Below are 22,645 nucleotides of genomic sequence, written 5' to 3'. Positions count from 1 at the left end.
GGGTGGTGCGGGCAATGTTCTTTTAAAAAATGCTACAATAAAAGAAAAAAAGAGGCGATGCACGTGAATAACGTCATTGATTTTATTGCAAAGAAAAAGGAACGTGAAGATCGAAAGCGTGCTCAGGATTTAGAGCGTTATGTAGCTACACAGTGTAATTTTCAGCAACCTGAAAATATTGATGCTCTTGTAGATGACAAACTGATTGAAGTGAAGGATCATACGTTGTTTCTGGGCTTTCTATCTATTTTAAAAGATGAGCAAATTGAGCCGCTCACGATTTTTCAAGATGTCTTTACGTTAGAACCTTCTCGTTTTGAGATGTCCTACAATATGAGATGGTGGTCAGTTGTGCAACTGGCGTTTACATTTTTAACAATTTTAAAGGAAAATGAGCCGCATACATATGCAGATTTTTTAGGTCTCTCCAAATAATCTAGGTATGTGTACGTCTGGTAAAGCCAACGTACACATACAAAACTAGATTTCTTCTTCATCTCCTCCATTCAGCTTTACAATGCTCCTTCACTTATTAAGTATTTTCATAGATATTTATAATTTCTCAATAATTTTTACTAAATATTTTTAAGACCTCCATACTTGCTTAATGTTTGTTTTATACCATTAGGGTTGTAAGCAAATAAAAATAAACCAAAACAAATGGAGGGTCCAACACATGGCAATTCAAAAATTGTGGAAAAAAGGTCTAATCGGTGCATTAGCCATTTCCATGTTGGCAGCTTGTTCTGACAGTTCATCTAGTGCAAATGAGGTAAACAAGGATTTATCGCTTGAAGAAATTACAGAAAAAGCAAAGGAAGAGGGCATTGTTAACTCTGTTGGTATGCCAGATACATGGGCGAACTGGGTGGAAACTTGGGAAGAGCTAGGAACCGAATATAGCATCAAACACAAGGATACGGATATGTCGAGTGCTGAGGAATTAGCGAAGTTTGAAGCAGAGAAAGATGATGCGACAGCAGATATTGGGGATGTTGGAATTGCTTTTGGACCAATCGCCAAGGACAAGGGCTTAACATTACCATATAAAACTTCCTACTGGGATGAAATACCGGATTGGGCAAAAGACGATGAAGGAAACTGGATTGTTGGCTATACTGGAACAATTTCATTTTTAACAGATACAAATAATGTAAAGAATGCCCCGACCTCATGGGAGGATCTGAAAAATGGGGATTATACAGTCAGTATTGGAGATGCATTAACAGCTAACCAAGCGCAGTTTGCTATTTTAGCAGCAGCTATGGCCTTTGGTGGAGATGAGTCAAACATCCAGCCGGGCGTTGATTTCTTTGCTGAATTAGCGAAACAAGGTCGTTTACAGGGGGATCCATCAGTAGCAAACTTAGAAAAAGGTGAAATCGATGTAGCGATTTTATGGGATTTTAATGCATTAGGCTATCGTCACCAAATCGATGAGGAGCGCTTCGATGTAGTGATACCAAAGGAAGGATCTGTTACTTCTGGTTATGCAACAATTATTAATAAATATGCCAAAAACCCTCATGCTGCCATGCTAGCACGTGAATACATTCTATCTGACGCTGGTCAAGAAAATTTAGCAAAAGGCTATGCGCGTCCGATTCGAGACAACGTAGAACTTCCACAAGATGTAAAGGATTTATTATTACCAGCAGATATGTATACGAATGCACAGCCAGTAAAAGATCAAAAGAAATGGGAAGAAACAACAAAGCAAATCCCTCAACTCTATCAAGAGCAGGTGTTAATCCATGCAAAATAACAAAGTGGTTCTTATTGTCATCGATGCATTGCGCTTTGATACAGCCTGTACACATATGGGATTCTTGCACCATTTAGTGGAGCGTCAGGTGGCTGCTCGCTATAAGATTTGCGCAGAGGTGCCATCATTATCAAGGCCATTATATGAGACGATTTTAACGGGGACACCCCCCATTGTTCATGGCGTTACTAGCAATATGACGGTACGCTTATCGACGCAGAAAAGTGTCTTTCATGTCGCGAAGGAGCATGGTTTATCCACGGCAGCCTCCGCCTATTATTGGGTGAGTGAGCTTTATAATAGAGCACCATTTAACTATATGGAGGACAGGCTACAGCTTGATACGCAATTACCGATTGACAATGGCTTGTTCTATTTTGAGGATCATTATCCAGATAGTCATGTATTTGCTGATGCAGCTTGGTTAATGGATCAAAAGCAGCCTGATTTCCTTTATATTCATCCTATGAATGTTGATGATGATGGTCACAAATTTACGGCGGATTCTGCACAATACCGCAATCGTGTGTTAGCGATGGATGCTCTGCTCTCATTATTTATTCCAAAGTGTATGGCACAGGGCTATGAGGTAATTGTGACGGCTGACCATGGTATGACAAGTGATGGTAATCATGGTGGAACAACGCATGAGGATCGTCATGTCCCACTGTTTGTCATTTCGGATTCCGTCAAGGCTGGTATAAAAGAAGAGATTATTTCGCAATTACAAATTGCACCACTGTGCTGTCATTTATTAAATATGGAGCCTGCGGATGATATGGAGCCCCTTTTGCTAGAAGGTGTGTATACAGCAAAAGAGGTGTAACTAATAGTAGTCGCTCCTTTTAGGTTGGAGCGACTACTATCCTTCTTGAGCCGCAAGTAATTATAGAAAGAAGTGGTTGTGTTGATATCGAAGCGGCAGTCCATTGCCTGGCTTTCGCCTTTTCTTGTACTACTCTTATTATTTTTCCTAGTGCCTTTACTGTATATGCTTATTACGAGCTTTCAAAATAGTGAGGGCTTTACATTAACGCAATACGAGTCCATTTTTACGAACGACTATATATTGCAAGGCTTTAAAAATAGTATTACATTGTCTGTTGTATCGGCTGTTATTGCATTAGTAGTCACATTGTTCGCTGTTTATGCCATGATGAAGTTGACTGAGCCAGTACGGGAGAAAATTTTAATACTAACGAACTTAACATCCAATTTTTCAGGTATACCGCTAGCATTTGCTTTTATCGTTTTACTTGGTAATAGTGGTCTATTTACATTGTTATTTGAAAAATGGGACATTGATGCTTTGACATCCTTTTCTCTTTATAGCTGGGGTGGTTTATTACTTATTTATATTTACTTCCAGCTGCCATTATCGCTAATGTTGTTATATCCCATTTATGATGGGATTCAGCAACAGTGGAAGGAGGCAGCAGCTTTATTAGGAGCGTCTAGTTGGCAATTTTGGCTGAAGATTGGTTTACCAGTTATGTTACCTGGGATTGTAGGAACGTTTAGTGTGTTATTTGCTAATGCAATGGGAGCGTATGCCTCTGCCTATGCTCTAACAAGCAGTAATTATAATTTAGTGGCCATTCGTATAGGTTCCTTAATAAAAGGTGATATTTTTGCTCAGCCAGAGCTAGCTAGTGCCATTGCTGTTATATTAGCAGTGACAATGGTGACAGCCATGCTAATTAGTGAGTGGAGTATCTCTAAAACAAGGAGGAAAGTAAAATGAAAAAGCGAGGCTTGGCTGATTTCTTTTTCCTCTTGTTAGTGGGGTATTTACTATTGCCAGTATTGGCAACGACGCTTTATGCATTTGCATCGAAATGGAATAAAACAATATTACCAGAAGGACTTACATTAAAATGGCTTGCCACATTGTTTCAGGATACCGATTTTATCCAGGCATTTGGCCGTTCTGTGTTATTAGCAAGTGGTGCGGTTAGTATTGCACTCCTTGTCATTGTGCCAGCCATTTTCGTTATTGTTTTGTATTTTCCTACATACGAAAAATGGATACAGATAGCAGTGGTCATGGTCTATTCTTTCCCTGCAATCATTTTAGCTGTAGGGCTCATTCGAGTGTATAGCCAAATAGGTATACCAATGATATTCGTTGTTCTAGGAGCCTATGTGGTGGGGATTCTTCCTTATATCTATCAAGGAACAAGAAATAGTTTAAGAAATATAGATGCAAGGCAGCTACTTGATGCGGCCCAATTGCTTGGTGCATCAAAAAGGCAGGCTTTCACAAAAATTTTACTGCCTAGCGTTTATCCAGGCTTATTTGCAGGTGCTTTGTTATCATTCTCCGTCTTATTTGGTGAATTTGTTTTGATTAACCTTGTGGTTGGTTCTCGCTTTGAAACAGTTCAAATTTACTTAATGAAAAAGCTTAGCACAAGTGGACATATTGCAAGTGCAGTTGTTTTTATCTATATCGTGCTAATGGGTCTATTAACATTTGTCATTGCCATTGTAACAAAACGATCGAAAGGTGCTACAAATCTATGAGTTATCTTATTATTGAAGGGCTTCATAAAAAATATGGACAAGCAACGGTTTTAAGCAATATTCAGATGAATATCCAAAAGGGTGAATTTATTACATTGTTAGGTCCTAGCGGCTGTGGCAAGAGCACCATTTTGCGCATTGTGGCAGGCTTAACAGATGCATCGTCTGGTAAAATTACAATTGAAGGAAAAGATATGAGTGGCGTACAGCCAAAGGATCGTCAAGTGGGCATGGTCTTTCAATCCTATGCACTCTTTCCTAATATGACTGTGCAAGAAAATGTTGCCTTTGGTTTGCGCATGCAAAAAGTCAATGCGGCAGACATCGAGCAGCGTGTTCAAGAAATGCTAGCCCTCGTTCATCTAAGTGAGAAAGCCAATGCTTACCCGAACGAATTATCGGGGGGGCAACAGCAGCGTGTTGCTCTGGCACGTGCGTTAATCGTCCGTCCTAAAGTGCTGCTATTAGATGAACCCCTTAGTGCACTCGATGCTCAAATTCGCAAGAAGCTACAAGCAGATTTACGAGCTATTCAACGTAAGCTCAATATGACAATGATTTTGGTAACGCACGATCAGGAAGAGGCTATGGCCGTTTCAGACAGAATATTTGTCATGAATAATGGGAGCATTGCTCAAAACGGTACACCAACAGAGATTTATACAAGACCGAATAATGAATTTATTGCAAACTTTATTGGGCATTATAATGTCTTTACACGCGAGACTTTAGAAAACATGCTTGGAGAATCTTTAGTCGAGCAAGCCTCTAAATTTGCCATTCGACCAGAAGCACTGCATCTCAATCAACGAGAAGGAGATATGTGTCTAGTAGGAATCGCTAAACAATCATTAATGAGTGGCAATATTATTCGTACTACATTTGATGGTGAAACGGTGTTTACAATGGAACAACTACATCAACAAGGCTATTCGATTGAAATGGGCAAACCCTATAACTGTTATGTCGCAAAAGAAGATGTGATTGCACTATCATGACGTACGCCAAACTTGAAAGATTTGATTTTATATTAAAGCAATTAGAGAGAGACGGGAAAATCATTGTTGCCAATATTGCCGATGCCCTTCAGGTAGCACCAGAAACAATTCGCCGAGATTTTGATGAATTAGAGCAGCAGCATTTATTATCGAGAGTCCATGGTGGGGCTATTAAATATACGAACGTGCGCAACGAGCCTGTATTTTTACGCAAGCTGCAAATGCAAAAAGAGGCAAAGCGCCAAATTGCTCGTATGGCAGCAAAACGTATTTGTGATGGTGATACCATTGCAATTGATACAGGTACGACAACGGTCCATATGGCCGATTTTTTACTAGCGGTTGATGATATAACGGTTGTAACGAACTCGATTGCAGCAGCAATACAATTTAATTTAGCCATAGAAGAACGACGTATGACAGGCAAGGTCATATTACTAGGAGGCACTGCGAATCCAAAACAATCTTCAGTTGCAGGTGCTATGACTTTAGAGATGCTTGATAATATGAATTTTGATAAGACATTTTTATCGTGCGGTGGCATTAGTGAGGGCATTGTTTATGATTACGATTTGGATGAATCCCTTATTTCTAAGAAGATGCTCAAGCATAGTAAAGTGAGTTATTTATTAGCCGATGCAACCAAAATAAATGGCAAATCATTTTTTCAAATTTGTCATCTTGATGAATGTACAGAAATTCTTTGTGAAAGTACTTGTCCATTAGAATGGCAAGCCTATGAGGAAAAATGGACGGTATGTAATGGAGGGAAAAGCTGATGACAATTGATTATCATGTACATTTAGAAGAGGGACCTTATTCATTTCGCTGGCTAGAGCGTACATCACAGGCACTGGAGTTTTTCCAGCATGAGGATGAGGCGAAAAAAGGCTCCAAGCAACAAATGTCCTGTCAAGTACAGCGGTTAGTACAGCGAGTACAAAAGGGGTGTTATAGTGAGGAATGGTTGGATTTATATCTCGAACAGGCCAAGCAGCTTGGCTTGCGTGAGGTAGGCATTGTTGATCATTTATATCGTTTTCAAGAAACGCGTGCCTATTTCGAACGCTTTATGAGGTTGGATGATAGTGAGATTGGTCAAGTACAGCGCTATTGGCTAGATCGCGTGATGACAGAGAATATAGATGCCTTTGTGTCGACCATTCAGCAGGCGAAGGAAAAATGGCATCAACATGGCATTACTTTGAGACTGGGTATAGAGGCAGATTATTTTATTGGAGGGGAAGAGCAATTAGCTGCTTTATTAGCTGGTTATCCTTGGGATTATGTGATTGGTTCTGTCCATTTTGTTGACGGCTGGGGCTTTGATAATCCTCAAACACAACATCTTTTTGAGCAAATGGATCAGTCTGCTTTACAACAAAGTTATGAGCAATTTTTTAAGGTTGTCGAGCAAATGATTCATTCCAATATGTTTGATTTTGTTGCACATTTAGATAATTTTAAAGTATTTAATTATCAGGTGGAGAATCATGCTTTTCTTGATGCCTGGTATAAACGGATTGCCCAGGCCCTAACGACAACTCAAACTGCCACTGAAATCAATGCTGGGCTGTATTATCGTTACCCTGTAAAGGAAATGTGCCCAGGCCCTCGTTTTTTACAAACCTTACTTGACCATGGAGTGGCTTTTACTATATCCTCTGATGCGCATTTCCCTGATGATCTAGGTAAATATACAAGTGCTAATACCGAGCTACTAAAAAATCACGGTGTTCAAGCTATTGTTGCTTTTGAGCAGCGAGTCAAAAAAATGATAGCATTAACGTGATGGAAAAAAGGTGATGTCAACAGCAGAAACAGCCATTTTGAAAGGCGAGGGGTTGATTTCCGTTCTGCCAGCGTCCTTTCCAGGGGGCGTCCGACGAGCTGCTTCACTCACTCCGTTCGCTCCAATGTCTCAACTGTGACGCTAATCCCCTAGGAGTGACGTTGGCTCCGCTCCAATCAACCATTCTGCAAAAGTGTCTTTTCCTGAACAAAATAGCCCATTATTTATATTATAAGAGAGGATAGCCTCTTATTTTCAATGTGGAGAAGTGATGTGTGACAACACCCCTCCATAAAGAGTAGTGAATACCTTCACTTGAACCTTTGCAAAAAAAGTTAACATTTTTATGGAGTGGAAGGCTACTTGACTCCCGTGGGATAGCGAGACAGGCGAGCCGACAGGAAAGTAAGTAATCTGCAACGGAAATCCATTTTCACCTTTCACAAAAATTCTATGGATAGTTTTGTTTTTCAACACTATGAAAAGGCACTAAAGTTACATAATAGTGCCTTTTCATTCTGTTACATAAGTATAATGTAGCTGGCATACAAATGATTAAATTCATTTTTATAATGTGAGGCGAGTCAAATTGACATGTATAAAAGAACAACCCTTTTTACCTATTATTATACAATCGGGTCAGTATGCCTACGGGGTTGCCCGCTCTTTTTATGAAGCGTATCGTATCAAGAGTCTTGTTATTGAGCCCACTGTAAAAGGGGCAACAATGCGTTCACTCTTTTTGGGAGGCTCACAGGGAATTGCTACGCAAAATAGTAGCATTCTGGATTTTCACTATGTAGAGCGTCTAGATGACCCTGCCCATTTTGTACAAGCTTTAATCGAGGTTGCCATGCAGTGCCAACAGAATAAATTGATTTTAATCGTTTGTGACTGCTATTATGCAGAGCTTATCATTGAAAATAAAGAACGGCTTGAAACATATTTTATTTTACCTTATATAGATCAAGCTTTACTAAAGAAGGTGCAAACGAAGGAAAAATTTTATCAGCTTTGTGATCAGTATAAGTTAAACTACCCCAAAACCATGATCATAACTAATGAGCATCACGCAGTCAGCGAACTCCCTTTCCAGTATCCCATTATCATTAAACCTTCCAATGCAGTGACATATACGCACTGTTCATTTCCCGAAAAGAAAAAAATATTTCTTGCAAATAATGCCAGTGAGATGCAATACATTATTCGCAGTATTTATCGTTCAAGCTATGAAGATTCCTTGATTGTTCAAGAATTTATTCCAGGTGATGATTCTTCTATTCGTGTACTAGATGTATTTGTAGGAAGAGATCATAAAGTCAAATTGATGTGTGTCAGCAATAAACTGCTTGAAGATCCTTCTCCGCAAAATAAAGGTATTTCTTTAGCTGTTATGACAGACTACGATGAACAGCTAATGGATTCCATTCGATACTTTTTAGAGGACATTGGCTATACAGGTTTTGCTAATTTTGATATGAAATATGATGCTCGAGACGGGATCTATAAGCTATTTGAAATGAATTTGCGAGCAGGGGCTTCCAGCTACTATGTGACGGCGAGCGGTCATAATTTAATGCAGTATATGGTGGATGATTATTTGCTTGGCGTTTATCATGAACGAACGTATGTCCAAACTAAGCATCTATGGTCACTACTTCCGCTAAAAACTTTATTTAAACACATGAACAATGAAAAATTAAAATTAGAAGCAAAGCGATTAGTGAAAGAAGGACAATACACAGATGCATTACTGTATAAAGAAGATATGAATATTAAACGTTGGATGAAGCTGAAATTGTATAATCAGTACTTACATGTAAAGTACAGCAAGTATTTTAATGAAAGCGATGGTTAGCATATGTAAACGAAAGGATAGCGCTTCAAAACTGAAGGATAGAACGCTAAAGCTGATGGATAATTACTCCTATCATCATGTAATTAAGTCGAAACCACGACATTTGAGGCGCAAACCTTGTAGGAAGTATCAACTATTCAGTATAATAATAAAATGGGAATTCAAGTGCATGGATTTCGTTTGAAAGGAGTTACCTGATTGCGATGAATGAGGAACAACGCTTAGCTAATCAACAGGTCAATCAACCAAAAAAAGAAGACAAGCCTGAAAAGGATTATAGTAAATATTTTGAGAAGGTCTTTACAGCACCTTCCTTAAAAGATGCTAAAAAACGTGGCAAAGAAGATGTCAAGTATCATAAGGATTTTAGCATTGCAGAAGAGTTCGCAGAAATGGGCAAAGATCGCACCTTCTATATTCGTACTTATGGCTGCCAAATGAATGAGCATGACACAGAAGTGATGGCCGGGATTTTTATGCAGCTTGGTTACACACCAACAGAGATGATTGAAGAGGCTGACGTTGTCTTGCTGAATACATGTGCTATTCGTGAAAATGCAGAAAACAAAGTATTTGGAGAACTGGGTTTCCTGCTGAAATATAAACGAAAAAACCCTGAGATGCTTATCGGGGTTTGTGGCTGTATGTCGCAAGAGGAATCTGTTGTTAATAAAATTTTAAGAAGCTATCCACACGTCGATATGGTATTTGGTACGCACAATATTCACCGTTTACCAAACATTTTAAAAGAAGCCTATATGTCGAAGGAAATGGTGATTGAGGTTTGGTCTAAAGAAGGCGATGTCATTGAAAATCTGCCGAAAAAACGACTTGGCTCCATTAAGGCTTGGGTTAATATTATGTATGGTTGCGATAAATTCTGTACGTATTGTATCGTTCCGTATACTCGTGGTAAAGAGCGCAGTCGTCGTCCAGAGGAAATCATTGCCGAAGTTCGTGAGTTAGCGGCTGCAGGCTATAAAGAAATTATGCTGCTGGGACAAAATGTCAACGCTTACGGGAAGGATTTTGAGGATATCGACTATCGTCTTGGCGATTTAATGGATGAATTAAGAAAGATCGATATTCCACGTATCCGTTTTACTACGAGTCATCCGCGTGATTTTGATGATCATTTAATCGAAATCCTTGCAAAGCGTGGCAACTTAGTGGAGCATATCCATTTACCAGTTCAATCTGGCTCGAATGACGTCCTAAAAATTATGGCGCGTAAATACACACGAGAGCATTTCCTTGGTTTAGTAGACAGAATTAAAGCCGCAATACCTGAAGTAACATTAACAACAGATATTATCGTTGGCTATCCGAATGAAACAGAGGAGCAATTTGAGGAAACATTGTCCTTATATCGTGAAGTTGGCTTTGAGGCTGCATTTACGTATATTTATTCTCCTCGTGAAGGAACACCAGCTGCCAAAATGGTCGACAATGTACCTGAAGAGGTGAAAAAAGAGCGTCTTCAACGTTTAAATGAAGTGGTGGGTGAATACTCACGCAAAGCATTAGAACGGTTAAATGGTGAGGTTGTCGAAGTATTAGTTGAAGGTACAAGTAAACGACGAGACGATGTGCTAGCGGGCTATACGCGGAAAAATCGTTTAGTTAACTTTAAAGCACCAGCAGAAGTAATTGGTCAATTAGTAAAAGTAAAAATAATAGAGACTACATCTTATTCACTTACGGGTGAATTTGTGGAAGTCGTAAAAAATGAAAAGGTGGAAGCGTAAATGACACAAGTGTTATATACAAAAGAAGATTTAATTAAAAAATCACATGAAATTGCACATATGATTGCAAATACACCAGAGGTTGAATTTTTCAAAAAGGCAGAAGCACAGATTAATGAAAATCAACAAGTACGTGAACGTATTGCAAGCTTAAAAAGCTTACAAAAACAGGCGGTTAATTTCCAACACTTAGGGAAAGAAAAAGCATTAAAAATGATTGAAGATAAAATTGCTAAAATCGAAGAAGAAATTAATGCTATTCCAGTTGTGCAACAATTTAAAGAATCACAAGGCGATGTCAATGACTTATTGCAACTGGTATCGAATACCATCGCAAATAATGTTACAAATGAAATTGTTCGCTCAACTGGTGGCGATGTTCTTCGTGGTGAAACGGGTTCATACGTAGAAAATACTCAGCCAGGTAGCTGCTCTTAATAAATCCTCGAAATCAAAGCTCGAATGACAGCATTCGAGCTTTTTTCATGTCTTCTTCTATTGAAGCATTCCCATGCTATAGCAGACCTCTCACGGAAAAAGATTTGGACGATACTTTTCATTCTCTAAAAATATATGTTCACCCAATGGGCGCTACCTGCATATGATGGAGTGAAAAGAGTCGAAGGAGGAATTGCGCTGAAACGTTTACGACAAATCGTGACGAAAGCAGTAGTTGCCAAAGGGAAGAAGAGAACGGAAGAACGTGTAACATTATCACCAACAAATAAACCGACAAGTATTTTAGGATGCTGGGTAATCAATCATACTTGCTCTGCGAAAAGAGTCGGGAAATTTGTAGAAGTAACTGGGAAATTTGATGTCAATGTGTGGTATGCCTATAGTAACCATTCGAAAACAGCTGTGTTTTCCGAAACGGTTCACTATAAAGACAAAGTGAAGCTTCATTATCGTGAAGGTGAAATTAGCGTTGGTGATGATGTTCGTGTACGTGTGATACAAGAACCAAATTGTATTGAAGCGATTATCTCTCCATGTGGTACGAAGTTTGAAATTGTTGTAGAACGTGAAGTAGTTGTCGAAGTAATGGGTGAAACAACAATTTGTATTAGTGTCCATCCATTAGACTATGAAGAAGATTGGAGCTTTAATGATGAAAGTTCTTCATCCTCCTCATCAAGCTCCAGCTCATCTTCCAGCTCTGATGGAGAAAGCAGGTATGTGTTAGAGTCCTCATCGTTTCCTGATGAACGACCAAGATAAGTCTAAAAAACATCATTTTTTGATACATGCGAAATGCTAGCATCTTAAAAAAGGTGAAGGAAGCGTTTCGCATGTATCTTTTGTTATAATAAAAATATCTATATGGTAAGAGCGAGGTAAATAATTATATGACAACATATACACCAATGATGCAACAGTATCTACAGGTAAAGGAAGACTACAAAGATGCCTTTTTATTTTTTAGATTAGGTGACTTTTATGAAATGTTTTTTGAGGATGCCATCAATGCCTCACAAATTTTAGAGATTACATTAACGAGCCGAGATGCAGGCGCAAAAGAGCGAATACCAATGTGTGGTGTGCCGCATCATTCGGCTAAAAATTATATTGAAACACTTGTGCAAAAGGGCTATAAAGTGGCGATTTGTGAACAAACAGAAGATCCAAAGCAAGCAAAAGGTGTGGTCAAACGTGAAGTGGTTCAGCTTATCACACCCGGAACCATTATGGAAGGTAAGGCGCTTGACGGTAAAACCAACCACTTTATTGGGGCAGCAGAGCAATTAGATGACACGACATTTGGCTATGCCTATTTAGATTTATCGACAGGTGAAGCAGTGGCTTCTTCTATTGAAGGCGATGGAAAAGCCCTCTTAATGCAAATGCAGGCTTATGGTATTCGAGAGCTTATTGTAACGGATAGTTTACAGCTACTATTAGCAGAGCACGCCGTTCATGCTGGGATTGTGCTATCAGTTGAAGTGGATGAAATGCCTATGGACAAAGCAGCAAGCTATTTAGAAGCCGTACCTCAGCCATTACAAGTTGCCTGTCTTCGTTTGTTAGCGTATATCGATCAAACACAAATGCGCTCTTTATCGCATATTCAAGCTTTCACGTTTAATGAAATTAAAAATTATTTACGCATTGATTCTAGCTCCAAACGAAATTTAGAGTTGATTCAATCGATTCGTGGTGGAGACCAAAAAGGAACACTTTTATGGCTATTAGATGATACCGTGACAGCAATGGGTGGGCGAAAATTAAAACAATGGCTACATCAGCCGCTGGCTACTCGTACAGCGATTGAGGACAGGCTGGCGATTGTCACGGATTTATTGGAAGAATATTTTGTGCGCACTGAGCTACAAGCTTCCTTAAAACAAGTATATGATTTAGAGCGTTTGGCTGGTCGTGTTGCGTTTGGCAATGTAGGCGGACGTGATTTAGCCCAATTACGTGATTCATTGCGCCAAGTGCCAGCTATTCAGCAGCAGCTGATGGGGGCAAATAAAGAGACGTTACAGCAACTAGGTGCAGCACTTGATACATGCACAGATGTCGAGGCTTTATTAGCAATGGCGATCACTGATAATCCACCTATTACCATTAAAGAAGGGGATGTCATCCGTGATGGCTACAATGAGCGCTTAGACGAACTACGCTATGCTGCTCGCAACGGTAAAGATTGGATTGCCCAACTTGAACAAGAAGAGCGAATGAAAACAGGCATTAAAAATTTAAAAATAGGCTATAATCGAATTTTTGGTTACTATATTGAAATTACAAAATCGAATATTCATTTAGCGGACTTAACACGCTATGAGCGCAAACAAACGTTGGCGAATGCAGAGCGCTATATTACACACGAACTAAAAGAAAAAGAAGCATTAATTTTAAATGCAGAGGAAGAAAGCTTAACATTAGAGTACAATCTGTTTGTGGAAATTCGGGAGGCATTAAAGGCATATATCCCACGTGTACAAGCACTTGCAGCAAGTATTAGTGAGCTAGATGTTTTACTAAGCTTTGCAAGTGTTTCAGAAAAATATCGTTTTACAAAACCAGAATTTCATGGTGGACGTGCGCTCGAAATTATAGAGGGACGACATCCAGTTGTTGAAAAAATGTTAAATAAGCAAATGTATGTACCAAATGATTGTGTGCTAGAAGAGCAGCATAATATGATGCTTATTACAGGGCCGAATATGTCTGGTAAAAGTACTTATATGCGCCAAGTAGCCTTAATTGTTGTTATGGCGCAAATGGGCTGTTATGTACCTGCTGAAAAGGCGAGACTGCCTATTACCGATCAAATTTTTACGCGCATTGGAGCGGCTGATGATTTAGCAGCAGGACAATCCACATTTATGGTAGAAATGCTTGAATCACAACATGCTATTATGCATGCAACAAAAAATAGCTTGATGCTATTTGATGAAATCGGACGTGGCACATCGACTTATGACGGCATGAGTTTGGCACAATCGATGATGGAATATATTCATGATAAAATCGGTGCAAATACGTTGTTTTCTACGCATTATCATGAATTAACGGCACTGGAAAAGGATTTACCTCGCTTACAAAATGTCCATGTATCGGCTACGGAAAAAAATGGAACGGTTGTGTTCTTGCATAAGGTGAAAAAAGGAGCCGCTGATAAATCCTATGGTATTCATGTAGCACAGCTCGCACAATTGCCAGAAGAAATTTTAGCGAGAGCGCGTGTTTTACTGGAGAATTTTGAGGCTGGGAAAGAAGTAGTTGCTGAAACACAAGTAATGGCTGAACAACCCGTGCAAATGTCTTTGTTTGCAGAGGAAGAGCCGATTTCACCAGCCGAGGCAGAGGTGCTAAAAAAATTAGAAAAAGTCAATATTTTAGGCACTTCACCTATGCAGGCAATGAATATTTTATATGAGCTACAGCAAGAGCTAATCAACGTAAAAAAATAGATAAAGGAGTGATACGTTAGTGGGAAACATACAAATTATGGACGAGTGGCTATCCAATAAAATCGCAGCAGGAGAGGTAGTAGAAAGACCAGCTTCTGTTGTCAAAGAGCTAGTGGAAAATGCCATTGATGCGGGGAGTACGTCCATTGATGTTTTTTTACTAGAAGCGGGTCTCACTTCCATTCAAGTAATAGATAATGGTAATGGTATGGATGAAGAGGATGCATTGATGTCATTCTCTCGCCATGCTACTAGTAAAATTCATCAGGAACATGATTTATTCCGCATTCGTACACTTGGTTTCCGTGGGGAAGCATTGGCATCCATTGCTTCTGTTTCTAAAATGACGCTGATAACATCAAATGGTGAATCTGGAACGCATTTAGAGCTTGAAGGTGGACATATCCTAACACATAAGCCTGGCCCTTTGCGTAAAGGTACGGATTTAACGGTATCTCAGCTATTTTTTAACACGCCCGCACGCTTAAAATATATGAAAACTATTCAAACTGAACTTGGGCATACGATAGACCTAATGAATCGCCTAGCACTTAGCAATCCACAAATTGCATTCAGATTACTGCATAATGGTCAACAATTATTGCAAACCAATGGGCGAGGAGATGTGCAACAAGTACTGGCCGCTATTTACGGTGTACATAATGCCAAGAAGATGGTGCCGTTCCAAGGCGAATCATATGATTATCGAATTTCTGGCTTTGTGTCCTTGCCTGAGGTGACACGTGCTTCCAAAAATTATATGTCTCTGTTTGTTAATGGTCGCTGGGTCAAGCATTATTTAGTGCAAAAAGTGGTTGTGGATGCCTACCATACGTATTTACCCATCGAACGCTATCCGATAGTTGTCCTTTATATAGAGGGAGATCCTTATTTAACAGATGTCAATGTGCATCCTGCGAAACATCAAATTCGTTTAAGTAAAGAGCCAGAGCTTTTGAAATTAATCGAGGAAACCATCCGTGAAAAAATACGCAGCGTTATTCGCGTACCTCAGATGGAGAAGAAAGAAAAAAGTGTCAAACCTACTAATGAGCAACTTAATATTTGGAAGCCTGCTCCCAAAATAGATGTAGAGAAGATGCATGCAATTGTTGAGAAACTATATGATGTCCAAACCATTCAAGAGAGCAATCGTGAACAGTTGGTCGTGCCAGAGCCTGTACCTACTATGATAGAGGATAGCTGGCAGCCCGATCTGCGATTGGAGACTGAGACAGTTGAACAAGTAACCAGTGTAGAACAACAAGAAGTAATTGAGAATGAGTCTACGAAAGAGCCATTTCCTGAACTAGAAGTAGTTGGGCAAATCCATGGCACATACATTGTTGCACAAATGGAAGATGGTTTTTATTTAATTGATCAACATGCTGCACAAGAACGCATTAAATATGAATTTTTCCGTGAAAAGGTCGGTCAAGTCAATCCGCATGAACGTCAAGCATTATTGCTTCCACTAACTTTCCACTATGCGGCCGATGAAGCACTTATTTTACGAGAATACAAGCATGAGCTAGAAGCTGTAGGTGTATTTTTAGAGGAATTTGGTCAGTCATCTTTTGTTGTACGTGAGCACCCAAGTTGGTTCCCACAAGGGGAAGAGCAGGAAATCATTGAGGATTTAATTGAACAGGTGCTAACAACGAAAAAGGCCGATGTCAAAAAATTACGTGAAGCAGCGGCGATTATGATGAGCTGTAAAAAATCGATCAAAGCCAATCATTATTTAACAAAAGAACAAATGGAAACATTACTACGAGATTTACGTAATGCAGATAATCCATTTACATGCCCTCATGGACGTCCAGTGCTTATTCATTTTACATCGTATGAAGTGGAAAAAATGTTCAAACGGGTTATGTAGAGACAAGGGGGAAGTTGGGATGGGCGAATTTATTTTAGCGATTGATCAAGGAACGACAAGTTCAAGGGCTATTTTATTTAATAAAAAAGGTGAAATTGTTCATGTCGCACAAAAAGAATTTCAGCAAATTTTTCCGAAGGCTGGCTGGGTAGAGCATAATGCAAATGAAATTTGGGGTTCTATTCTAGCCGTTATTGCGGCGGTCTTAACCGAAAGTGGGCACGAAGCAAGTGAGGTACATGCCATTGGTATTACCAATCAACGCGAAACGACAGTTGTATGGGATAAAAAGACAGGTCAGCCCATTTACAATGCGATTGTCTGGCAATCGCGCCAAACACAGGACATTGTGAATACCTTAAAAGATCAAGGCCATGAAGAGCTTTTTCAGCAAAAAACAGGGCTACGCCTAGATGCTTATTTTTCTGCAACAAAAATTAAATGGATTTTAGACAATGTGGATGGCGCACGCGCAATGGCAAACAATGGAGATTTGCTATTTGGGACGATTGATTCTTGGATTGTTTGGCGATTATCAAAAGGAAAGGCTCATGTAACCGACTATTCAAATGCAGCTCGAACATTGCTTTACAATATTCATGAATTGCAATGGGATGATGAGCTTTGTCAGCTTTTAGCTATTCCAATGTCAATGTTACCTGAAGTGAAAAATTCATCTGAAATATACACGGAAACAGCACCAAGTATTTTCTTTGGTGAAAAAATTCCGATTGCAGGGATTGCAGGTGATCAACAAGCCGCTCTTTTTGGTCAAACTTGCTTTACAAAAGGAATGGCTAAAAACACTTACGGTACTGGCTGTTTTATGCTATTAAATACAGGCCAGCAAGCAGTGACCTCTGAAAATGGTTTACTGACGACTATTGCTTGGGGGATAGATGGAAAAGTGACCTATGCATTAGAAGGTAGTGTTTTTGTAGCAGGGTCAGCAATCCAATGGCTACGAGATGGGCTACGTATGATTCGTACTGCTGAGGATTCCGAAACCTATGCTAAAAAGGTGAAGAACACGGATGGTGTCTACATTGTCCCTGCCTTTGTTGGTCTAGGAACTCCTTATTGGGATACAGATGCTCGGGGTGCCATTTTTGGCTTAACACGAGGAACATCAAAAGAGCATTTCATCCGGGCAACACTTGAATCATTAGCCTATCAAACAAAGGATGTACTGGATGCAATGGAAGAAGCAGCGGGTACCCCGATTGAAGTACTCCGTGTCGATGGTGGGGCTGTTAAAAATCAGTTTTTAATGCAGTTCCAAAGTGATGTTTTACAGCTACAAGTTGAGCTAGCACAGCTTAATGAATCAACAGCACTAGGTGCAGCCTATTTAGCAGGTCTTGCCACAAACTTTTGGCCAAACCAAGAGACCTTATCTGCATTATGGATGAGTGGCCAAACCTACCAACCACAAATGGAGGACGAGCAAGCCACAGCTCTTTATACTGGCTGGCAAAAGGCTGTAGAGGCCACACGAATTTTTAAATCATAGCTATTGGGGGAGAAAGGTATGTTTTCATTTGAGCATCGTCCAAAAATTTTATATTATCTAGAGCACTATAGCTTTGACGTATTAGTCATTGGTGGTGGTATTACAGGTGCAGGAATTGCATTAGATGCCGCATCAAGAGGCCTTTCTGTCGCATTAATTGACATGCAGGATTTTTCAGCTGGTACGTCGAGCCGTTCAACCAAGCTGATTCACGGTGGCCTACGTTATTTAAAGCAATTTGATGTGGGTGTCGTAGCGGAAGTGGGGCGTGAACGTGAAATCGTTTATGATAATGCGGTTCATGTCACAACGCCTGAAAAAATGCTATTACCTTTATATAAGAAGGGCTCACTTAGTCCGTTTACAACATCTATAGCATTAAAGGTTTATGACCGCTTGGCGGGTGTCAAAAAACATGAACGTAGAACAATGTTAAACGTCCAAGAAACCCTAGCATTAGAACCTTTACTTAATGAAGATGGACTTGTGGGTGGAGGGTATTATGTTGAATATCGTACGGATGATGCACGTCTGACGATTGAAGTATTGAAAAAGGCTGCAGAATATGGAGCATTGTGTCTCAATTATGCAGAGATGACGGAATTTATCTACAAAAAGAAAAAGCTTGTTGGCATTAAAGTGAAGGATCATGTTACGGGAACAATACTCGATGTACATGCAGCACAAATTGTCAATGCTACAGGCCCTTGGGTAGATGACGTACGACACAAGGATAAAGTAACAGATAACAAGCAATTACGTCTGACAAAAGGCGTTCATATTGTCCTCAACCAAAAGGATTTTCCACTGAAGCAAGCTGTTTATTTTGATATTCCTGATGGGCGTATGGCTTTTGCAATTCCGCGAGATGACAAAACCTATATAGGGACAACGGATACAGTCTTTGAGGGAAATCTTGTACACCCTGTTGCTACACAGCAAGATGTAGATTATTTAATTGAGGCTGCTAAAAAAGTCTTTCCAACTGCTACTATTACAAGAGAAACGATTGAATCATCCTGGGCAGGAGTACGCCCGCTCATTTATGAAAAAGGAAAGGACCCTTCTGAAATTTCAAGGAAAGATGAAATATGGACAGCGCCAAGTGGTTTAATGACAATCGCTGGCGGTAAGCTCACAGGCTATCGTCAAATGGCTGAAACAATTGTCGATAAAATTGTAAAAGCTCGTCGCTATAAGCATGCAAGTGCTTGTTTAACACGTGAGCTCTCACTGTCTGGTGCAAAAGGAATCAACGCGATTAATTTCCCTGACTATATGGCTTATAAAGCACGAGAAGGTGTACAATACGGCTTAAATTATGATGAAGCCAAACAGCTTGTACAAAAGTATGGCACAAATGTAGATGGATTATTTAATCGTGTTAAATTTTTACATGAACATGGCAGTACAATGCCTCTAGCTTTACACGCTATGCTACTGTATGGCATGGAAGAGGAAATGGTCTATACACCGAGCGACTTCTTTATTCGTCGTACAGGCTTGCTTTACTTCGATATTGAGGCTGTCAAGCTTTATAAGCAGCAAGTAATTCAAGTGATGCAACAACACTTGAATTATACGGAGGAACAAAAACACAAGTATATGGCTGAATTAGAGCAAGCCATTAAGGATGCAACAAATTTTGTGAAAAAAGGGGAGTAAGGGATGGAGCGTTATATTCAAATGTCGGATGGACATTTTGTCTTTACTCGAACATTGGAGCCCACAACGCCATGTATTGGTCATATTCACATTTTGCATGGTATGGCAGAGCACAGTGGTCGCTATTTAACATTTGCTAAAACACTCAATGCGGCAGGCTATGCTGTGACGATGCACGATCATCGTGGTCATGGTGAAACGGCGGCCTATAATGGCACGTTAGGTTTTTTTGCTGAAAAGAACGGCTTTGAGCGTGTGGTAGAAGATGCCCATGAAGTGGTCACGCAATTACATGCACCTTATGCAAATGTACCATTCATTATTTTTGGTCATAGTATGGGGTCATTCATTACTAGACGATATATTCAACTGTATGGTGAACAAGTAGACAATGTTATTCTCTGTGGTACGGGAAATGTGACAGCCCTGCATACTGTTGGAAATATCGTAGCCAAGGTATTAGCTAAGGGGCTAGGGAAAGAAACTGAAAGTAAGCTGCTAAATCAATTGAGTTTTGGTAGCTTTAATAAACAGTTTCCAAATCCAAAGACGGCCTATGACTGGCTATGTTCTGTCCAACAAGAGGTGCAGAAGTATATAGATGACCCATATTGTGGCTTTATTCCAACCAATCAATTTTTTGTCGATTTAACAACGGGCTTTGCAACACTTAATCGTAAAAAAGAATTAGCAAAAATAAGAAAAAATCTTCCTATTCTCTTGATAAGCGGAAGTAAAGACCCGGTTGGCGAACAGGGGCTGGGCGTTTACACAGTTGCTGAACAATTGGCAACAGTAGGAGTAAAAGATGTAACGGTTTATTTATTTGAGGACAAACGGCATGAAATTTTAAATGAAGACAATCAAGAAGCGGTCTTTCAAGTATTATTACGGTGGTTAGAAAAATATGATAGAAACTAAATTACAGCAGGCAGAGGTCGTAGCGATTGTAGGACCAACTGCCTCTGGTAAAACAGCTTTAAGCATTGAACTGGCGAAAAAATATAACGGTGAAGTCATTAATGGCGACTCCATGCAAATTTATAAAGGACTCGATATTGGGACTGCTAAAATTAAGGAAGAAGAGATGGAGGGCGTACCACACCATCTACTCAGTTTTTTAGAGCCGACAGAATCTTTTTCAGTAGCGGATTATCAAAAATTAGTCCGAGCAAAAATTGCAGAAATCCAATCTCGACAAAAATTACCCATTATAGTAGGTGGCTCAGGCTTATATGTACAAGCGGTCCTCTATGATTTCCAATTTACTGATGAGAAAGTTGATGAGGAAGCACGAAAAGCCTACTATGATGAATTAGCAAAGCTTGGCCCTGAGGCAATGCATAATAAATTAAAACAACTAGACCCTCAAACAGCGGAGACGATTCATCCAAACAATACGCGTCGTGTCATTCGTGCATTAGAAATGCTGGAATTAAGCGGTGTATCCAAAGCAGCTGAAGCACAAAACCGAGGGGAAGTACCTCTCTATAAGCATGTCATTTTGGGGTTAGGTCAAAATATGACCCGTGAAGTGCTTTATGACCGCATTAACCGTCGTGTTGATTTAATGATGGACAATGGCCTTTTAGAAGAGGTCAAAGGTTTATGGCAGCAAAATATTCGAAATGTGCAGTCCATACAAGCAATTGGCTATAAGGAATTGTATGATTATTTGGATGGCAAATGTACCCTCGAAGAAGCTATTGATAGCTTAAAACAAAATTCACGCCGCTATGCAAAAAGACAACTTACCTATTTTCGCAATAAAATGGATGTCCATTTTATTACGACGGATGAACAATTATAATAATTAAGAAAAATTTCTAAAAATTACTAATTGATAAATTGGTAGAACATGCTACTATAGGAGTGAAGAGGTAGAAAGTTAGTGGGGAGGCTATTTGATGAAATCAATCAACTTGCAAGATACGTTCTTGAACCAACTACGTAAAAACAGTGTTTTTGTAACTGTATTTCTGTTAAATGGATTTCAGTTAAAAGGGACTGTGAAATCATATGACAATTTTACAGTTTTATTAATGGATGCTGAAAATAAGCAGCACCTAATCTACAAGCACGCCATTTCTACATTCGTTCCAGCAAAACAAATAGAGTTTTTAGAGACAGAAGGATAAAAAATTGTTAAACAGCTTGTGTTCACCACACTGGCTGTTTTTTTTGTTACAAGCTATAATGTAAGTGGAATTTGAAATTTTGGAGGAAAAAAGTTCATGAAATCAATGGAAACAACACAATTACTAGAACGATTAGATGCAAATGAGGACCTATATATTATTGATGTACGTGAAGAGGATGAAGTAGCACACGGCATGATTCCTGGTGCCAAGCACATTGCCCTTGGGACAATCCCGGAACGTTTAGAGGAATTAGACGTAGAAAAGCCATATATTGTTGTTTGTAAGGCTGGTGCTCGTTCTGCTAATGCATGTGCTTATTTAGAAGCGCAAGGATTTGATGTAACAAATCTTGAAGGCGGCATGCTAGCTTACGATGGGGAATTAGAATTTAAATAAATGCCAAAATGAAAAATAAAACCATCCATAGCATTTTTGTGAAGGGTGAAAATGGATTTCCGTTGCAGGCTACTTGCTTTCCTGTGGGCGAGCGCCGAGCCGCTTCCTCCGTGCAGAGGCTCGCCTGTCTCACTATCCCACGGGAGTCAAGTAGCCTTCCATTCCAATGCATAAAAATGGTACCTTTTTAGCAAAGGTATTCACTACTCTTTATGGAGGGGTGTTGTTACTTACCACTTCTTCACATTGAAAATAAAGGGCTATCCTTTCTCTCATCAGACAAATAATGGGCTATTTTGTTCACTACGGTTCGTATGAAAGAGAAGGAAAAGCCACTTTTACATATGGTTGATTGGAGTGGAGCCAGTGTCACTCCTAGGGGATTTAGTGTCACAGAGGGGACCTTGGAGCGAACGCAGTGAGTGAAGCGGCTCATCATCG

General features: G+C 39.6%; 20 protein-coding genes. All 20 read left to right on the top strand.

From position 1 onward, the window contains the following. The first annotated feature begins 57 nt into the window (after window positions 1-57). A complete protein-coding gene (locus MHI34_RS01390) occupies window positions 58-435 on the top strand; it encodes a 2-oxoglutarate ferredoxin oxidoreductase subunit beta (RefSeq protein ID WP_230593789.1) in 378 nt (125 codons plus the stop codon). A gap of 241 nt (window positions 436-676) precedes the next feature. Then, window positions 677-1,765, top strand: coding sequence for an extracellular solute-binding protein (locus tag MHI34_RS01385; protein WP_342504048.1), 1,089 nt, complete (start codon window positions 677-679; stop codon window positions 1,763-1,765). Beyond that, complete coding sequence (locus tag MHI34_RS01380) at window positions 1,755-2,591, top strand: alkaline phosphatase family protein (protein ID WP_036121228.1); 837 nt, start codon at window positions 1,755-1,757, stop codon at window positions 2,589-2,591. The genes MHI34_RS01385 and MHI34_RS01380 overlap by 11 nt, the downstream gene beginning before the upstream one ends. 72 nt (window positions 2,592-2,663) lie before the next feature. Further along, window positions 2,664-3,509 carry an ABC transporter permease subunit gene (locus tag MHI34_RS01375; protein ID WP_170829782.1) on the top strand — a complete coding sequence of 282 codons (846 nt, stop codon included), beginning with the start codon at window positions 2,664-2,666 and terminating at the stop codon, window positions 3,507-3,509. Further along, entirely contained in the window at window positions 3,506-4,291 is a 786-nt protein-coding gene (locus MHI34_RS01370) for an ABC transporter permease subunit (RefSeq protein WP_330493470.1), read from the top strand. Before MHI34_RS01375 ends, MHI34_RS01370 begins: the two co-directional genes overlap by 4 nt. Next, window positions 4,288-5,289 carry an ABC transporter ATP-binding protein gene (locus MHI34_RS01365; protein ID WP_036121224.1) on the top strand — a complete coding sequence of 334 codons (1,002 nt, stop codon included), beginning with the start codon at window positions 4,288-4,290 and terminating at the stop codon, window positions 5,287-5,289. The genes MHI34_RS01370 and MHI34_RS01365 overlap by 4 nt, the downstream gene beginning before the upstream one ends. Beyond that, window positions 5,286-6,068 (top strand): DeoR/GlpR family DNA-binding transcription regulator, encoded by a 783-nt coding sequence (locus tag MHI34_RS01360; RefSeq protein ID WP_036121221.1) that lies wholly within the window; start codon window positions 5,286-5,288, stop codon window positions 6,066-6,068. Before MHI34_RS01365 ends, MHI34_RS01360 begins: the two co-directional genes overlap by 4 nt. After that, window positions 6,068-7,081, top strand: coding sequence for a histidinol phosphate phosphatase domain-containing protein (locus MHI34_RS01355; protein WP_089932031.1), 1,014 nt, complete (start codon window positions 6,068-6,070; stop codon window positions 7,079-7,081). Before MHI34_RS01360 ends, MHI34_RS01355 begins: the two co-directional genes overlap by 1 nt. Window positions 7,082-7,670: 589 nt before the next feature. After that, window positions 7,671-8,939 (top strand): ATP-grasp domain-containing protein, encoded by a 1,269-nt coding sequence (locus tag MHI34_RS01350; RefSeq protein ID WP_036121207.1) that lies wholly within the window; start codon window positions 7,671-7,673, stop codon window positions 8,937-8,939. Window positions 8,940-9,142: 203 nt separating this feature from the next. After that, the gene (gene miaB, locus MHI34_RS01345) at window positions 9,143-10,687 is read left to right on the top strand and encodes a tRNA (N6-isopentenyl adenosine(37)-C2)-methylthiotransferase MiaB (RefSeq protein WP_036121204.1); all 1,545 of its coding nucleotides are present in this window, start codon (window positions 9,143-9,145) and stop codon (window positions 10,685-10,687) included. Then, window positions 10,688-11,125 carry a RicAFT regulatory complex protein RicA family protein gene (locus MHI34_RS01340; protein WP_058844648.1) on the top strand — a complete coding sequence of 146 codons (438 nt, stop codon included), beginning with the start codon at window positions 10,688-10,690 and terminating at the stop codon, window positions 11,123-11,125. 135 nt (window positions 11,126-11,260) lie between these two features. Further along, on the top strand, window positions 11,261-11,908 hold the full coding sequence (cotE, locus tag MHI34_RS01335) for an outer spore coat protein CotE (RefSeq protein WP_170829783.1): 648 nt from the start codon (window positions 11,261-11,263) through the stop codon (window positions 11,906-11,908). A 128-nt stretch (window positions 11,909-12,036) separates the two neighbouring features. Continuing rightward, window positions 12,037-14,607 carry a DNA mismatch repair protein MutS gene (mutS, locus tag MHI34_RS01330; RefSeq protein ID WP_058844649.1) on the top strand — a complete coding sequence of 857 codons (2,571 nt, stop codon included), beginning with the start codon at window positions 12,037-12,039 and terminating at the stop codon, window positions 14,605-14,607. A gap of 19 nt (window positions 14,608-14,626) precedes the next feature. Beyond that, on the top strand, window positions 14,627-16,489 hold the full coding sequence (gene mutL / locus MHI34_RS01325) for a DNA mismatch repair endonuclease MutL (RefSeq protein WP_340833820.1): 1,863 nt from the start codon (window positions 14,627-14,629) through the stop codon (window positions 16,487-16,489). Between the two features lie 19 nt (window positions 16,490-16,508). Beyond that, entirely contained in the window at window positions 16,509-18,002 is a 1,494-nt protein-coding gene (gene glpK, locus MHI34_RS01320; RefSeq protein ID WP_271912546.1) for a glycerol kinase GlpK, read from the top strand. An 18-nt stretch (window positions 18,003-18,020) separates the two neighbouring features. After that, entirely contained in the window at window positions 18,021-19,667 is a 1,647-nt protein-coding gene (locus MHI34_RS01315; protein ID WP_036124680.1) for a glycerol-3-phosphate dehydrogenase/oxidase, read from the top strand. A 3-nt stretch (window positions 19,668-19,670) separates the two neighbouring features. Next, the gene (locus MHI34_RS01310) at window positions 19,671-20,588 is read left to right on the top strand and encodes an alpha/beta fold hydrolase (RefSeq protein WP_271912547.1); all 918 of its coding nucleotides are present in this window, start codon (window positions 19,671-19,673) and stop codon (window positions 20,586-20,588) included. Continuing rightward, window positions 20,575-21,477, top strand: a complete 903-nt coding sequence (gene miaA / locus MHI34_RS01305; protein WP_342504047.1) for a tRNA (adenosine(37)-N6)-dimethylallyltransferase MiaA — start codon at window positions 20,575-20,577, stop codon at window positions 21,475-21,477. The genes MHI34_RS01310 and miaA overlap by 14 nt, the downstream gene beginning before the upstream one ends. A 97-nt stretch (window positions 21,478-21,574) precedes the next feature. After that, entirely contained in the window at window positions 21,575-21,805 is a 231-nt protein-coding gene (hfq, locus tag MHI34_RS01300) for an RNA chaperone Hfq (RefSeq protein WP_036124674.1), read from the top strand. Between the two features lie 96 nt (window positions 21,806-21,901). Continuing rightward, window positions 21,902-22,204, top strand: coding sequence for a rhodanese-like domain-containing protein (locus MHI34_RS01295; protein ID WP_036124673.1), 303 nt, complete (start codon window positions 21,902-21,904; stop codon window positions 22,202-22,204). Window positions 22,205-22,645 lie beyond the last annotated feature (441 nt).

The sequence above is a fragment of the Lysinibacillus sp. FSL L8-0126 genome, from assembly GCF_038630385.1.
GTDB lineage: Bacteria > Bacillota > Bacilli > Bacillales_A > Planococcaceae > Lysinibacillus > Lysinibacillus fusiformis_D.
Note: the sequence above shows the minus strand (reverse complement) of the source record. Positions and strands in the feature narration are given on the sequence as shown.